Origin of the sequence: Colwellia sp. 12G3, from assembly GCF_002836775.1 — a bacterium.
GTDB lineage: Bacteria > Pseudomonadota > Gammaproteobacteria > Enterobacterales > Alteromonadaceae > Colwellia.
This window is the reverse complement of sequence record NZ_PJAQ01000028.1, coordinates 83,818-100,277: the sequence shown is the minus strand read 5'-3', so window position 1 is coordinate 100,277 and position 16,460 is coordinate 83,818. Positions and strand designations below refer to the sequence as shown.

The window sequence follows — 16,460 nt, the reverse complement described above, 5'->3', positions numbered from 1 at the left end:
CTTATGTCACCTACTAAAAACTCACACTCACCAAGAAAAGTAGAACAAATAATAGAGAATTTTGTTTTTAAGCATCGTGCATTGATGATGACAATCATCGTTATTTGTATCGCTTTGTTAACCCTACAAGCCGTTAAGGTCAAACCGGAAGCTAGCTTCACTAAAATGATCCCCGGATCTCATGCTTATGTGACTAATTATTTAACATATCAAAAAGAGCTCGCAGATTTAGGTAACGTTATTCGTATTGTGGTTGAAAATACTCATGGTGATAATGAAAAGAGTGATATTTTCAATGCTGATTTTCAACAAACTTTAAAGCAAGTTACCGATGAAGTTTTCTTTATTCCAGGGGTAAGTCGTGATGGTTTAAAATCATTATGGACACCCAATGTTCGCTGGCAAGAAGTGACCGAAGAAGGTTTTGTTGGTGGTGCTGTTATTCCTGATGGTTATGATGGCTCAGCAGCAATGATTGAACGCGTTAAAACTAACGTATTTAAGTCAGGACAAATTGGTGTACTTGTCGCCAATAACTTCCAATCAGCAATTATTATCGCGCCATTGCAAGACACTAACCCTGAAACAGGTTTGCCCTTAGATTACAGAAAATTATCAAGCGTTTTAGAAGAGAAAATCAGAGACAAATACAGTAGTGATAAGGTCACTATACGCATTGTCGGTTTTGCCAAAGTAGTGGGTGACTTAATCGATGGCGCTTTACAAGTTGTTGCTTTTTTTGCACTAGCCGTTGTTATTACCTTTGTTTTACTTTGGCTTTATTCACGTTGCCTACGTAGCACTTTATCAGTGCTAGTTTTTTCAATTTTTGCCGTATTGTGCCAATTAGGTATTCTTAATTTACTTGGCTTTGGTCTTAACCCTTATTCTATGTTGGTGCCTTTTTTAGTTTTTGCTATTGGTGTTAGTCATGGCGTACAAATTATTAATTCCATCATTCACCATAGCGTAACGGGCGCAAATAGAATTGATTCAGCCAAGCTGGCTTTTCGCTCACTTTATATTGCGGGTATCACCGCTTTAGTCAGTGATGCTATCGGCTTTACTACCTTAATGATTATCGATATAGCCGTCATTCGAGAATTAGCCATCGCCGCCAGTATTGGTGTTGCCATTATTATTGTCACCAACTTAATCGCTTTGCCTATTTTAATGAGTTACATCGGCGTTTCCCCTGCGGGCTTGAAATACGCACAAAAGTCAGCTCACCAAACAGGTATTGTGGAACGCTTGTTTAAAAACTTCGCTAAACCACCACTCGCAAAAATAGCCTTAATCGTTGGCATATGTTGTTTAATGCTTGGTTTATATTTTTCACAATCGATGAAAATTGGTGATCTAGATGCGGGCGCACCTGAACTAAGACCTGATTCACGTTATAACGTAGACAACGCCTATATCGTTGATAACTACAGTACCAGTACCGATTTATTTGTCATTATGGTGAAAACTGATGTTGAACAATGTGCTCAATATCAAACCTTGGTTTGGGTAGATCAATTCCAATGGCAACTACGCAATGTTGCTGGCGTTCAAGCGGTTAAATCAGTTGCAGATGTATCAAAATTCGGCTTGTTTGGCATGAATGAAGGTTCGTTGAAATGGTACGGTTTAAACCGAAACCAATTAATGACTAATGCTTCCTTATCTAAAACACCACTAGGGTTGATGAATAAAGACTGCTCTATGGTGCCCGTGCTGGTGTTCCTCAATGATCATAAAGCCCAAACGCTAGATAATGTGGTCAAAGCAGTTGAAAAATTTAACGCCGAAAACCCAGTTGAGGGCATTGAGTTTCTCATGGCCGCAGGTAATGCAGGGATAGAATCAGCCACCAATATGGTGATCGAAGAAGCTGAAACTGAAATGTTAATATGGGTTTACGCTATTGTCATCATTATTTGTTTAATTACCTTTAGAAGTGGCCGCATCGTTATTTGTATCATCACGCCGCTAATTTTAACCAGCATCATGAGTCAAGGCTTAATGGGCGCGTTAGGCATTGGCGTAAAAGTAGCAACCTTACCTGTTATTGCCTTAGGGGTTGGTATTGGTGTTGATTATGGCATCTACATTTTCAGTAAAGTTAAAGAAGCCCTAGGCCAAGGCAAGTCTTTATACATGACCTATCGTTATGCGTTAAATCAAACAGGCAAAGCCGTTGCTTTCACGGGTATCACCTTAGCTATAGGTGTCGCCACATGGGTATTTTCACCTATAAAATTCCAAGCTGACATGGGGATATTACTCACCTTTATGTTTATTTTTAATATGTTGGGCGCACTAACCCTTATCCCTGCTATTGCTTGGCTACTTAATATCGGATCTCATAGGACTAAAAAATAATGACTGAAATTACCACAATAAAGGCACTAGAAGAGACTTTTTTAGAACAAAAAGAATACTTTGCCTGCAACACTTACCCAAGTTACCAAGAACGCATTAGTGATTTAATGAAGTTAAAAACGATTCTTATTGATCACCAAGACGCTTTTATTACTGCTATCAGCCAAGATTTTGGTCACCGCAGTGCCGATGACACCAAAATCGGTGACATACTCACGTCAGTGATGGGTATTAACTACGCCATTAAAAAATTAAAAGGCTGGATGAAGCCTGAAAAGAAACATATCGGCATATTATTTCAACCAGCAAAAGGTGAAGTGATTTTTCAGCCCAAAGGAGTGGTTGGGATAATAGCGCCATGGAATTACCCCGTTTTTCTTGCGTTTGGACCACTAACGACAGCGTTAGCTGCGGGTAATACCGCCATGATAAAAATGAGCGAATATACGCCGAATACCAATACGCTTTTGGCAACGTTAGTGGCTGAGCATTTTTCTTGCAAAAAAGTGGCAATTGTTTGCGGTGAAGTTGACATAGCGACAGCCTTTTCGAATATGGCTTTCGACCACATTTTCTTCACTGGCTCTACCGGTGTTGGTAAATTGGTTATGAAAGCGGCGGCAGAGAATTTAGTGCCGGTCACCTTAGAGTTAGGCGGTAAATCACCGACTATTATTGATGATGACATTGATATAAAAACGGCGGTCAGCCGATTGATTTTAGGAAAAACACTTAACTCAGGACAAACGTGTGTCGCGCCAGATTACTTGTTTTGCCCTGAGAATAAGGTAGCAGCATTAACGCAAGCTTTTAACGATTTTTATCAAAATATGTACCCTGATCTACAGGAAAATTCTGATTGGACTTGCATAATTAATGATGGACAAAAAGCACGACTTGACAGTTTGTTAACGGATGCGAAAGAGAAGGGCGCAAATATAATCCCTTTGACAGCAGACACTAACAGCAATTCATCTCGAAAAATGCCGTTAACACTACTCACTAATGTCAATGATGAGATGACCGTGATGCAACAAGAGATTTTTGGTCCTTTGTTGCCTATCATAGGTTATAAAAATATTGATGAAGTCATTACTTATATCAACAGTAAACCTCGGCCACTTGCGTTATATATTTGCAGTTTTAATAAAGCATTTCAGCAACAGATTTTATTAAAGACTCATGCCGGTGGCGTTTGTATTAACGATGCCGCTTTTCATGTAGCCAATGACGATTTACCCTTTGGTGGTATTGGCGCGTCAGGCATGGGGCAATATCATGGTAGTGAAGGTTTTAAAACATTCTCTCATGGTAAAACGGTACTTTCACGCGGGCGAATTAGCTTAGGAACGCTGTTGTTTCCACCGTTTGGCAATAAAATACATCAACTTGTCTATAAGTTATTTATTCGTTAATTGTTTACTTAATCGTTAACTTAATCGTTAACTTAATCGTTAACTTAATTAAGACAAACAAAATAATGTTACGTTAAAAGACAATTTTATACTGTTTTGTTTCTCAGCTTGTTTTACTCTATTTATTACTCAGCTTAAATAAATCTAGTTACTTAAGGAAAGCACATGACTAAACCTTGGTTCACCAATTACCCAGAAAATGTGGCTCATGAAGTAGACTTAAACCGTCATACTTCTTTGTTAGATTTATTTCATCAAACAATTGCTAAATATAAGCAGCAGAGCGCTTACAGTAACTTTGGTGCGGAACTTACTTTTGAGCAAGTCGATGAACTATCGCGTGATTTCGCCGCTTTTTTACAAAGTAAATTAAACATTGTTAAGGGTGAGCGTATCGCGCTAATGTGCCCAAACACGCTTTGTTTCCCTGTCGCCATGTGGGGAATAGTGCGTGCTGGCGGTGTGCAAGTTAACGTTAATCCTATGTACACAGCGCGAGAGTTAGCGCATCAACTTAATGACGCGCAAGTTGACACTATCATCATATTTTCGCCCTCAACCAAAATACTCGCGGATATTATTGATGATACCGGTGTTAAAAATGTGATTACGGTAAACTTAGACGACTTGATAAATAAGGGCTTACCTTGTGCGCCTGTTGATGAGCGTTTAACCGAAACCATTAGTTTCACCGATGCCTTAGCGCAAGGTGAAAAAATTGAACTGTCTGAGCCTACGCTTTGTCAAGATGACTTATTGTTTTTACAATATACCGGTGGCACTACGGGGTTATCTAAAGGGGCTATGCTTAGCCACGGCAACTTAATCGCCAATATATTACAATATCAAGAATTTGCCAAAGCCCATATCGATTACGGTAATGACGTGGTTATTACCGCCATCCCGATGTATCACATCTTTGCGTTGATGGCGAACACGCTTAGCTATTTCTACTTTGGTGCTAACAATGTGTTAGTCACTAACCCTCGAGATATGGCTAGCTTTGTCGAAGTATGGAAAAATACCCCTGCGACTATGTTCACCGGCGTAAACACGTTATTTAATGGTTTATTACATACGCCTGGCTTTGACCAAGTAGATTTTTCGTCATTAAAACTTTGTATTGGCGGCGGTGCTGCGGTGCAACAGGCGGTGGCTGAAAAATGGCAACAAGTTACCGGTGTTAAGCTAAATGAAGGTTATGGCTTATCAGAAACCTCACCTATTTTAACGTTGAATTTTGGTAGTACTGATGACAGTGAAGAGGTTGCTGGTATTGGCGTACCTATGCCCAACACGGATATTTCAATTCGTGATGATATGGGGAACATTGTTGCCCAAGGGCAAGCGGGAGAGTTATGCGCTAAAGGCCCACAAGTCATGTCTGGTTACTGGAATAATGCAGCAGCCACAGCAGAATGTATGACCCATGACGGTTATTTTAAAACGGGTGATATTGCACTGCTCGACGATAAGGGGTTCTTTCATATTGTCGATCGTAAAAAAGACATGATTAATGTGTCTGGTTTTAACGTCTATCCTAATGAAATTGAGGCTGAAATAGCCAACATGCCGGGCATACTCGAGTCTGCTTGTATTGGTGTTGAGGATGATAAAACAGGTGAAGCGGTTAAGCTTTTTGTCGTTACAGAGAAAGAATCAGCAGAGCTAAAAATTACTGAGCAAGATGTTATCGAATTTTGTCGCCAAGGGCTAACGGGCTACAAAGTGCCTAAACAGGTGATTTTTATTGATGAAATCCCTAAATCGAGTGTCGGTAAATTATTACGTAGAGAGTTACGTTAAAGAAACAGAGCTTAGTACTTTAACGCTTAGTACTTTAACGCTTGGTACTTTAACGTTTAGTACTTTATTGCGAGTTAATTTATATCAAAAAGCATCCATTTTGATTGATTAAAACGCGCTTTGGGACGAAAGTGAAATAGCACGCCAATACTTATTTTGAATGACAAAATATAAAAAGCCGATAGACCTGTAATCTATCGGCTTTTTTGCGTCTGCTATCAAGGCTAATCAGGTGCAATATCAATAAATTGCCTAGGGCATATGACTGAGAACGGTCAATAAAAGGCAATTGCCCCATGTTTATAGGTGTTTAAAGCAATAAACTCATACCCATAATTTATATCAACACAAATTTTGGAGTCATGATGAGTGATCAATACACTTACCCAACCTACGCAAAGCTCATCCACTTAGGCATGGCTTTTTTTGGTGTTTTTGCCTTTCTTACGGGAGAGTTTGCTGAAGATGGGATCACTTCAAATGGCTATTTACTGCATAGCTATTTAGGTTTGTCGTTAGCGAGTGTCATGCTGATAAGAGTCGCCATAGGTTTTACTAACGCATCGGCATTATCTTTTAAAAAATGGTCGCCGTTTTCAAAACAGCAAAGGCAATATGCCATTGATGATTTTCGTACCTTACTTACCTTTAAAATCCCTAATAGAGAGCGTCATGATGGGCTTGCCGGACTCACACAAACGTTTGGTTTACTGATATTTATTTGGATGTCAGTTACCGGTACAACACTATTTATGCTAGGGTCAGAGGGTGGAAGTAACATTTTTGAATATGTCGAAGAACTGCATGAAGTAGGTGAGTCATTAATCCCCATTTTCTTAGCGTTACATGTGGGCGCGGTGATTTTACATACACTGTGTGGTAAACCTATTTGGCGAAAAATGTTCAATCATAAATCCCGTTAACGTTTCTTATTTGAGAGGTATTCAGTGTCTTTTAGACTATATTTGCCAGCTATCGTGCTGGCATTTGCCATGGCGTTTTTCATTTTTGACATTGTCAGTGATGTGTTGAGTAATGAAGACGGCTTTCTCCATCTCAGTCTTGAGTTCATGGTTTTCATCGCCATTTCAGTGGTTTTATTTCGTGAGCTGCAACATGTTAAATCCCTCAAAAAAGTCATCGTCATAGAGAAATCGAAAACAGCCAGACTCGCCGGTGAATTACTGCAAGTGATGAAAGAACAATTCGCTAAATGGCAACTAACACCCTCTGAGTGTGAGGTTTCGTTGCTGTTAATCAAAGGGCTTTCGATGAAAGAAATCGCCGAAGCACGACAAGTAAAAGAAAAAACAGTGAGAGGCCAAGCCACCGCGATATATGCCAAAGCCAACTGTGCAGGCAGACACGAACTTGCAGCATACTTTATAGAAGACTTAATGAGGGAGGTTTAACCATGGGTATTTTTGAACGTTACTTATCTGTTTGGATTGGTTTAAGCATACTGCTTGGCGTGACTTTAGGGTTATGGCAACCGGACATTTTTCAACTGATTGCCGAGCTTGAAATTGCGCACGTTAACATTGTTGTCGCCGTTTTTATTTGGGTGATGATATACCCGATGATGGTTCAAATAGACTTCTCTTCAATAAAAGATGTCGGCAAAAACCCCAAAGGTCTTGTGCTAACCATCATCATTAATTGGTTTATTAAACCTTTTACCATGGCAGCGTTAGGCTGGCTGTTCTTTAACTATTTATTTGCAGACTTAGTTGACCCCGAATCGGCGCAAGAATACATCGCGGGTATGATTTTACTGGGCGTAGCACCTTGTACCGCAATGGTGTTTGTGTGGTCTCAGTTAACCAAAGGCGACCCTAATTACACCTTAGTGCAAGTCTCTGTTAATGATGTCATCATGATATTCGCCTTTGCGCCTATATCGGCATTTTTACTAGGCGTTAGTGATATTCAAGTGCCTTGGGAAACGTTACTTATTTCGGTTTTACTGTACGTGTTATTGCCTTTAATTGCGGGGGTAGTCACCAGAAGAATATTAAATAAGAACAGCAATAATATTGAGTCAAATACCGACAGTGCTAACAAGTCATTAGACAACTTATTAGCGACATTAAAACCTTGGTCGGTTATCGGTTTATTAGCGACAGTTGTTTTATTATTTGGTTTTCAAGCCAACACCATCATATCTGAGCCACAAACCATCGGCTTAATTGCTATTCCGCTGATGATCCAAACATACGGTATTTTCATTATTGCTTACCTAGCGGCAAAGTGGATGAAACTGCCGCATAACATCGCGGCTCCCGCTTGTTTGATAGGCACATCTAACTTCTTTGAATTAGCGGTTGCCGTGGCTATTTCGCTGTTTGGTTTACATTCAGGTGCGGCATTGGCGACCGTTGTTGGGGTACTGGTTGAAGTACCCGTTATGTTGTCGTTGGTTTACTTTATTAATCATACCCAAAACTGGTTTGTTAAAAGTGAGTAGTTACCAACGGCTAATCATAAGCCAATAATGAGTCATGGCTTAGCTATGACTCATTTATCACTTAATCTTCAGTATCTTTTGGCAAGTATTTATAGCCGTTAATCATGGCAGAAACTAACGCTGTTTTTTCTCTTCTTTCTGCAATGATAACCCCTAAAATATGCAACGGAATAAGGAAGAGTAACCCGTAAAACGAATAAACATGCGCGGTTATAAACGGGGTTCGTATCGCACGCATTTCTTTATAGGCCGCTTCATCAACATTCTCCTTTGAATAAGGCTGAATCACCTCAATATTTTGTTTATCTATGGCAATACTTTCAGCGAAGTAGCCACCAAAAGGTGGGTAATAAATATCGGTACCCGCAATAACCAGACCTGAAATCATTTGAGTAAACAATAAGGTAAATAAAGCCAAAATCATTAATTTCCCTGCCGGGTTATGTCCCTTATACGCCGCTTTCTTATTATTTTTAAAGTCGACTAGCGCTTGGGTAAAACCTTTATTAAACGGTAATACCTTACTCCATCGCTCATGGGCTTTACCGATAAAACCAATAATCAGCCTGATAACTAAGTTAGTGGCAAAGACATAACCTACGGTTACATGAATGGTTTTTAATAGAATCTTGCCATCCGTGCTAACACCAAACAACTTGCCATTTAAAATGACTAAGCCGATACAAATGAGTAATGTGATGGCGATTACATTTATCCAATGGAATAACCGAATACGACGACTCCACACAAAAACCCGTTCTCTGTTAATACTCATAGTAATCTCCCTTTTTTGTCGTCAATAATAGTAACGAGCATAATAGTAACCAGCATCACTCAATACACTATGTGGGCATTCAGTGTTTATCGTTAAACTACCAATAGTTAGTTGTGCCAGCTAATTGCTGTGTTGGCTAAGTATTACTTTATTATTATGACAAATCATCGGACATACGCCAGTGAGTATGACTATTTATCGCTAATGTTGGCTATGGGGCATATGTCCGTTGTCTTACTATCGCATTGATGTTTTAGGGTTTATTTTGTTTACTAACTTTATTGATAGGTTTTTATGTTGTTAAGTGCGAAGAGTGCATCGCGATCATTAACGCCAAGTTTTTCCCTCTATTTTCTAATGAATTTTTATTTTGTTGTTAGTGTGTTCCTATACAGTAGACTATGATTCCTGCTTTCTACAAGAAAGAGCGCATATTGCCTCTTTTCACATATTGAATAGTTGGTTTTATTTTTAACTAATTGATTTACAAGTAACAATAAAGTAATCTCGCATTATATAAATTATTGACGATTAACTCCATCTTGTAGAAAGAAGGAATTTTTCCTCATATTAAACGTTAGGTGATTATGAAAGTTTGGATCAGTTTGCTATTGTCGACTTTGCTTTTTCAAGGTTGCGTACCAGTCAAAATTGATGAAATTAAGCAAGGGTTTACTCAAAATAAAGACTCCTTTGAACAACTAGCCTTAATGATCAAAAGAGATACACAATTTGAAACGTGCTTTACTGTTGGAACTGATCATATAGGTGATTTTTGGAAATATGGTAATAAGTGGAATACTCTTCAAAACCCCAAGACAATGGTGACAATTGGAGACGTTTTAAATAAGGTTGGTATTTCAAGTGATAGATATGGCGAATACATAGCACTCCTGAGGATAGTTAGCGCTGAACGTTTATCCCATTGTTCTAATATACCTAGCTCAACTAGTATTATGTTTTATCGAAATATAGGCTGTATGACTACAGTAGATATTCATGGAGACGGTTCAATACCTGCAACGGATATTACCTCTCGTTTTGCTACTGAAATTACGCCCATTGAAGAAGGTTGGTTTATAAAAAAATTCTGTGGGTAAATCACCTAACAAGCTAATTAATAAGGACAAAAAAAGTTGGCTGTTTTCGTCCTTCAACATTTTAGCCAACAAGTTTTCGCCCATTATTAGGGCGTTATTTTTTCTGAAGGAGGTAGTGCATGAATGAACATGGCTCATTTTCTATGAAAATAGTTGACCGTACTCTCATGGTTGAAGCTGTAGGTGCGTGGAACCTCGAAACAGCAATAAGATGGGGACAAGAGTTTAAATTACTTGTCAGCAGCATTGAAGAGCTTCAATGGGCTTGTTTGGTTGATCTATCAAATTTTGAGTTGGCGATACCTGAAGTTTGGGAACATCTTGATAGTGTAAATAAATGGAGTAATCTTCATAACCAAAAGTATGAAGCCGTTGTTTGTAGCTTGAGTTTACAAAAAGTACTTATCGAAAAAAGTCATGCCGCACTGACAAATGTTGAGACTAAATTTTGTGAAGACTTAAACGAAGCTTTTGAGTGGCTTGAAATAATGGGTGTTTTAAAAACATAACAAGGTTTTTAAGTCAACTCGTAACAGTGTGCTCGGTTCCACTTCGTTACACATTTTAGCAAACTATTTTTCGCCGCTTAAAACGGCGTTAGGCATTATCAGAGGTTGTGATGAACACCGAAAATTTAAATGAAGTTGTAGAGTTGGTTGTTTATAAAATAAAACCAGAAATGAACAGCGTTTATGTTAATTCAGCTATTGATAAATTCCGTAAACTTGTAATGAGCTTTGATGGTTTTATTAGTTATGAGTTTTATCAGGGTTGCCGAGATAGTAATATGTTTATGGATTATGTGCGTTGGTCGTCTGTTGAGTTTGCGGAAGAAGCCGCTAAGCAAGTCAAAATTCTCCAGAAAGCACCAGAATATAAAGAGTATATCGAGGCATTTGATTCACTAGATATATTTAATCATTTTAGTCATGTGAAAACATGGAGCTAACAAGAATTTCAAGCAGGACAAAATCCAGTTGGCTCTTTTTTCACTACGTTCACCTATTTTAAGCAACTATTATTTGCCTGTTATTAGGGCGTTGGTATGAAACCTAGTCCGAAGTATTGATTATATTTAAAAGCTAATGTCTCGAATGTGGCATAAGTGAATATTTCAAATACTAACCTCGTTATGTAAAGCTACCTACGCTCTATTATCAGGCCATTTAGTTAGCTGTCTCATGCCACAAATACGCTGGCATGAGATGTTTAATTTTCCATGTGCTTTTCATCTTTTGCTAAATATAACTCAACCTGTGACCTGAAATGGTCTTGTCCTGATTAAGATTATTAAGCAAGATAGGACTAATCAGAGCAATAAGGATTTATATTTTGCATAAAGAAGTCACCAAGTAAGACCCTATCAACACAGAAAGCATTACTAAAGAAAATTTTAAGCGCGAATGTTCTCGCCAGTTAACCGGCTACTTTCAGCTTTTGCACAAGAATAAACTTGATGCTGAGCTTAAACAAAGAGTGCAGGGCTTTATTAATGCGGGTGAATTTTTAGCTGTTATTACGCGAGCGGAAGCCATTGAGTTAATGGATGAGGCACACTTTAGCGTTTTTGGTGTAACCAATGACCAACGTAAGGCACGTAAAGCTGCTTTTACTGAACTGAAAACTGCAGTAAACAATGACAGTGAGAATAGTTTTTTTGATATACCTGCTATTGAAAGGCTTGTGAAAAGGTAATTATTACCCTCATCTTTCACTTTAATCTTGTATCCTTAACCTGTTATCAGTTGTAAAATAACCTTTGTTATTGAACGTCACCTGCTAAGTGTCATCTCATCATGATTGAAATAAAAACAGCCGCTTATCGCCGTGCTAGCTTTGCGTTAGCATTAGGCTCTTTCCTTGTGTTTTGTAACTTGTACATGTTCCAACCCATGTTGCCCTTGATGGCAGAAAAATTTAACGCCAGTGCCATTGAAATTAATTGGTTACTTGCGTCATGTACCTTAACGTTAGCGCTTACGCTTGTGCCTTGGGCGGTTGGCTCAGAAATTATTGGCCGTCGTAAGGTGATGATGCTGAGCCTTTTCTTATTGCCGTTTACGGGCATGGCAATGTTACTCACAGACTCCTTGATAATGTTAACCTTAACCCGAGCCGTTATGGGGATTTCTCTTGCGGGTTTTGTCGCCGTTGCTGTGGCTTTTATGGCTGAAGAATTCACCCCAAAAGCCTTTATGATTGCCGTAGGTGGTTATATTAGTGCGAATTCATTAGGGGGAATTGCTGGGCGTTTATATGGTGGTTTTGCCACACAGTATTGGGGCTGGAATATAGCGGTAATTGGTATGGCTATTTTCAGTTTACTCGGCGCGTTATTAGTGAGTAGATTATTACCTGAACAACAACATTTTACGCCCCAAAAAGGCCAGTTCCGTAACCATAATAAAAGTGTGATCGGGCACTTAAAACAGCGTGAGTTATGGTTCGCTATGCTTATTGGTGGAGTAAACTTTTCGCTGTTCGTTAACCTTTATACGGTAATGGGATTTCGACTTGTCGCGCCACCTTATTCACTGTCTATCAGCTTAACGTCGATGATATTTTTGTGTTATCTCAGCGGTACTATTACGGCAAAACTCAGTGGTCGATGGAGCCAACTTTACAGTCCCATTAAAGGCATGGTTTTAGGTACAACGGTGAGTGCGATAGGTATGTGGATTGCTGCTTACGATTCATTGTACGCCATGGTTATTGGTTTGTTATTTATTAGCTCAGGCTCTTTTTTCACCCACTCTCTTGCTTATGCTTGGGTAAGTCAGAAAGCCAAAACTGCGAAAGCAACCGCAACGGCCTTATACCTAGTGCATTATTATGTTGGCGGTAGCCTAGGGGGCTTTTACTTAGTTGCCTGTTGGCAATATGGCTCATGGCATGGGGTGCTAGTTGGCGGCATGATATTGTATGGTTTAATTTATTTATTGTGCTGGCGTTTACAGAGATTCAGTTCTTCTGCATTAAAGTAAAAGACAATGGTTCTTCGATAAGACACTTCGAAGAAGACGGACTTTAGGGAATGGATCTTCGACAAGACACTTCGAAGATGACGGACTTAATGAGCTGTTTAACTCCAGTAAACTCCCACCTGAATTTATCTTCACTATCGCGTGTTAATAATTATCCCTATATTTTGCATACGTATTCATACGTATTCAAACGTAATCAATTAGCGGTATTTTGTAACATTTCATGACGATTTATCGATATGAATAATCCTCTAAAACTTCGATATTAATAGGCTGTAGGCTTATTTTTAAGCGTTAACTTATCAATTTATCTACTTTTCATTAAGAATCGTGTTCTTTTTGCCTATTTTTGAATACGTATGCAAAGCATATCTAAAGAAAAATTCGCCCTTTATATTGTAGAAATAATGATTAACGAAGTCAGTTAGAAAACTGAAAATAATAATATTTCATGGATGAATATGAGGGGAAAATTTATGCGTACATTCAAGCCGAGTAAGCTTTCAATAGCCTTACTTTCCTGTGGTTTTATGGTGTCTTCTGGCGGGCTTTATGCTCAAGAAGCGGTGAAAGCCACTCAAGAGCCAGATAAAGTTGTCGAAAAAAACAATGCCGAACAAGAGATTGATGCAGTAGAAGTGATTGAAGTGACTGGTTTTAGACGTTCACTGATTAAGTCTATTAATCAGAAACGTTTTGCCGATACGGTATCAGAGCAAATAACCGCTGATGATCTCGGGGCACTACCTGACGTTTCCATGGCTGACGCTTTAACGCGCTTACCGGGTATCTCTGCGGTAAGAACCGGTGGGCAAGCTGCTGAAATTAATATTCGTGGTATGTCAGGCGGTTTTGTATCGACAACATTAAATGGGCGCGAGCAAGTATCAACCAGCGGTCAGCGGAGCGTTGAATTTGACCAATACCCCTCAGAGCTGATTTCACAAGCCTCAGTATTTAAATCACCAAAAGTATCACTTATTGAAGGTGGCGTGGCAGGTACAGTTGAATTAAAAACGGCCAGCCCGTTGAAAAATGAAGAACAGCATTCATTCAATGTAAATGCCCGTGGTATGTATAACGATTTAGCCAGTGATGTTCCTGATGCTACCTCAACAGGCCATCGTTTTAGTGTTTCATACCAAGGTAAATTTGCTGATGATACCTTTGGTGTTGCACTTGGATATGCGCGCTTATTTCAACCCACTGCAACTACACAGTTTGTTGGCCTTAACTACAGTAAATTAAGAGATGTAGACGGATTAGCTGACGATACCAATGGACCAACCAAAGAAGAGGGTATTCACCTCGCTAAAGAATATGTTGGTGAAGGGTTTGAGTTACAACACAAAGGTGGTGAAGAAACCCGTGATGGTTTTGTTGCTACTCTTGAATGGCAACCCGTTGAAAATTTCACCCTCAAGTTTGATAGTTTTTATTCTAAGTTTGATTCAGAAGAATTCGCCCGTGGTTATCGGGTAAAATTTGATGGAAGCCAAGCGGCGATTGGCAATGCGACTATTATCGACAACTCGGTAGTAGGCGGTACGTTTAATAGAACCTCTAACAGTTCAACACGTGTTGAAGTTGTTAATGATGACAATAGTGATTCTGATGAAGTACAAAGTTTTGGCTTAAATGCTGATTGGCAAATCACAGACAACTTTAATATGGCGGTAGATTTATCGTATTCATCTGCGACAAGTGATTTTAGAAACGGTTTAATTTGGTCGTTAGTTGCTGATGACGCGAATGCTGCAATACCAGAGTTTGATAATAACGTATCAATTAACTACTTATTAAACGGTTTAGATTTACCTGATGTTAGTTTAAATCAAGCGGATGCGTTAACTGATTTAAACCGAGTCATGGTAACAAAATACGGTATTTATCCTTATGTGAATTCAGACGAAGTTATTGCTGCTCGTGTTGATTTTGAGTACACCCTTGATACGGATTACATCTCGTCGGTAGAGGTTGGTGCGCGTTATTCAGAAAGAGAATACAGTAACGACCGTTCAGTTTTTGAATTTGGTAGCGACAGTGGTTTTAATTCAAAAGAAATGCCGTTAAAAATCACTGACGATATGGCAACAGTCGTTGACTGGAAGGGCGATTTCTCTGCTTATCCAAGCTATTTGTCGCTTGATCAAGATAAAGTGCTTAATGCTTGGTTTCCTGAAGGCGTACCTCAGCCCGTTCAAACGTGGGGCAGTACTGCCAGTGGCGTTATCAATGGTGATCCATTAGGTAAGGATACAGCTTGGACCATGAAAGAAAGTGGTCAAGTATTTGAAGATATTTTCGCGGCTTATGTCATGGCAAATATTGACATGGAAATTGGCAGTGTTCCGGTAACTGGTAACTTTGGTGTTCGTGTTGTTAGAACCAAGCAAGCGTCAACTTCTTTACAAGATGTTGGTGAAACTACGGTAAAAGATGCTTACGGACAAGATGCTGTTGATGAAGATGGCAATGTTATTGTTCGAGCAAATTCTGAATTAGGCGCACAGTTTATTACTGATGACGCTGGGCTAGTTAATCAAAAGTATGCACCGGGTATTATCACTAATACTTACACGGATTACTTGCCTCAAATGAATGTAAACTTTCATATAACCCCAGATGACCAAATACGTTTTGCTGCGGCTAAAGTAATGAGCCGCCCTAATATTGACCGATTAGCTTCCAACAGTAGTGTCAATATTGCCCCGGTGACAACTGACAGTGGTACGTATGCTGAAATCAGTGGTAACGCTAAAAACAGTCCTAATTTAAAGCCGTTTTATGCCAATCAATATGACCTTTCTTATGAGCGATACTTTACCGATTCTGATGGTAACTTTGTTTTTGCGCTTTTCTATAAAGACATAGAATCGGCAGGTATTGTTACGCAAACCATCAGTGAATATGACTTTGAGGGTAATGGTTTAATCGTACCTGACGAATATATTGACCCATTAAGCGGCGTGCCATTAGAAATTCGTAACGGTAATTTTGAAACGGCGTTCAACGATGATAAAGGCGGTTATATAAAAGGGCTTGAAGTGAGTTACACCCAAGTTTTTTCATTCTTACCTGATTTCTGGTCTGGCTTAGGACTTACGACAAGTTACTCACATACCAAAAGTGAGATCCAACAAATTTCACAATTAGGACAACAAGATTTACCTATTTCATTGCCGGGCTTATCTGAAAATGTTTTACAAACCACGCTTTTTTGGAGCTATCAAGGTTTTGAAACACGTATCAGTGCGCGTTATAGAGATGAGTTTGTGTCAGAGCAAGTTGCTGTAGAAGCACAAACCGTTAATTACGATGACGAATTGGTGATTGATTATCAGGCTTCTTATCAAGTTACTGAGAATTTAGGCATGGTTTTTCAGGTGAACAACTTAACCGACGAACCGACTAAAAGTTACTTTGGCGTACAAAGCCAAACAGGCACCATTCAGTACTTTGGTCGTCAATTCTTTTTAGGTATGACCTACGCGTTATAGCGCTAGTTAGAGTGAGTTATTAACCAGAATTTATTAGTCAGAATTT

Annotated in this window: 13 protein-coding genes; 12 read left to right on the top strand and 1 reads right to left on the bottom strand. The window is 39.1% G+C overall.

Annotated features, from left to right (window positions below):
- Positions 1–3 precede the first annotated feature (3 nt).
- The 6 genes from CXF71_RS08350 (at position 4) to arsB (ending at position 8,055) form a co-directional block, all read left to right on the top strand.
- Entirely contained in the window at positions 4–2,367 is a 2,364-nt protein-coding gene (locus tag CXF71_RS08350; protein ID WP_101232503.1) for an efflux RND transporter permease subunit, read from the top strand.
- Positions 2,367–3,782 (top strand): coniferyl aldehyde dehydrogenase, encoded by a 1,416-nt coding sequence (locus CXF71_RS08345; protein WP_101232502.1) that lies wholly within the window; start codon positions 2,367–2,369, stop codon positions 3,780–3,782. The genes CXF71_RS08350 and CXF71_RS08345 overlap by 1 nt, the downstream gene beginning before the upstream one ends.
- 165 nt (positions 3,783–3,947) lie before the next feature.
- Positions 3,948–5,588: an AMP-binding protein gene (locus tag CXF71_RS08340; RefSeq protein ID WP_101232501.1), complete on the top strand. Its 1,641-nt coding sequence runs from the start codon at positions 3,948–3,950 to the stop codon at positions 5,586–5,588.
- 365 nt (positions 5,589–5,953) lie between these two features.
- Positions 5,954–6,511, top strand: a complete 558-nt coding sequence (locus tag CXF71_RS08335) for a cytochrome b/b6 domain-containing protein (protein WP_101232500.1) — start codon at positions 5,954–5,956, stop codon at positions 6,509–6,511.
- Positions 6,512–6,535: 24 nt separating this feature from the next.
- On the top strand, positions 6,536–7,000 hold the full coding sequence (locus tag CXF71_RS08330) for a helix-turn-helix transcriptional regulator (RefSeq protein ID WP_232771419.1): 465 nt from the start codon (positions 6,536–6,538) through the stop codon (positions 6,998–7,000).
- Positions 7,001–7,002: 2 nt separating this feature from the next.
- A complete protein-coding gene (arsB, locus tag CXF71_RS08325; RefSeq protein WP_101226930.1) occupies positions 7,003–8,055 on the top strand; it encodes an ACR3 family arsenite efflux transporter in 1,053 nt (350 codons plus the stop codon).
- A 61-nt stretch (positions 8,056–8,116) separates the two neighbouring features.
- On the opposite strand, the gene CXF71_RS08320 is transcribed toward arsB, so the two are convergent.
- The gene (locus CXF71_RS08320; protein ID WP_101232499.1) at positions 8,117–8,830 is read right to left on the bottom strand and encodes a cytochrome b/b6 domain-containing protein; all 714 of its coding nucleotides are present in this window, start codon (positions 8,828–8,830) and stop codon (positions 8,117–8,119) included.
- Between the two features lie 587 nt (positions 8,831–9,417).
- On the opposite strand from CXF71_RS08320, the gene CXF71_RS08315 reads away from it, so the two are divergent.
- From CXF71_RS08315 to CXF71_RS08290, 6 genes are all read left to right on the top strand, one after another.
- Complete coding sequence (locus tag CXF71_RS08315; RefSeq protein WP_101232498.1) at positions 9,418–9,930, top strand: hypothetical protein; 513 nt, start codon at positions 9,418–9,420, stop codon at positions 9,928–9,930.
- A 119-nt stretch (positions 9,931–10,049) separates the two neighbouring features.
- Entirely contained in the window at positions 10,050–10,439 is a 390-nt protein-coding gene (locus tag CXF71_RS08310) for a hypothetical protein (RefSeq protein WP_101232497.1), read from the top strand.
- Between the two features lie 110 nt (positions 10,440–10,549).
- The gene (locus CXF71_RS08305) at positions 10,550–10,879 is read left to right on the top strand and encodes an antibiotic biosynthesis monooxygenase family protein (RefSeq protein WP_101232496.1); all 330 of its coding nucleotides are present in this window, start codon (positions 10,550–10,552) and stop codon (positions 10,877–10,879) included.
- Between the two features lie 488 nt (positions 10,880–11,367).
- Positions 11,368–11,625 carry a hypothetical protein gene (locus tag CXF71_RS08300; protein WP_101232495.1) on the top strand — a complete coding sequence of 86 codons (258 nt, stop codon included), beginning with the start codon at positions 11,368–11,370 and terminating at the stop codon, positions 11,623–11,625.
- Positions 11,626–11,726: 101 nt separating this feature from the next.
- On the top strand, positions 11,727–12,914 hold the full coding sequence (locus tag CXF71_RS08295; protein WP_101232494.1) for an MFS transporter: 1,188 nt from the start codon (positions 11,727–11,729) through the stop codon (positions 12,912–12,914).
- A gap of 476 nt (positions 12,915–13,390) precedes the next feature.
- Entirely contained in the window at positions 13,391–16,414 is a 3,024-nt protein-coding gene (locus tag CXF71_RS08290) for a TonB-dependent receptor (RefSeq protein ID WP_101232493.1), read from the top strand.
- The last annotated feature ends 46 nt before the right edge of the window (positions 16,415–16,460 follow it).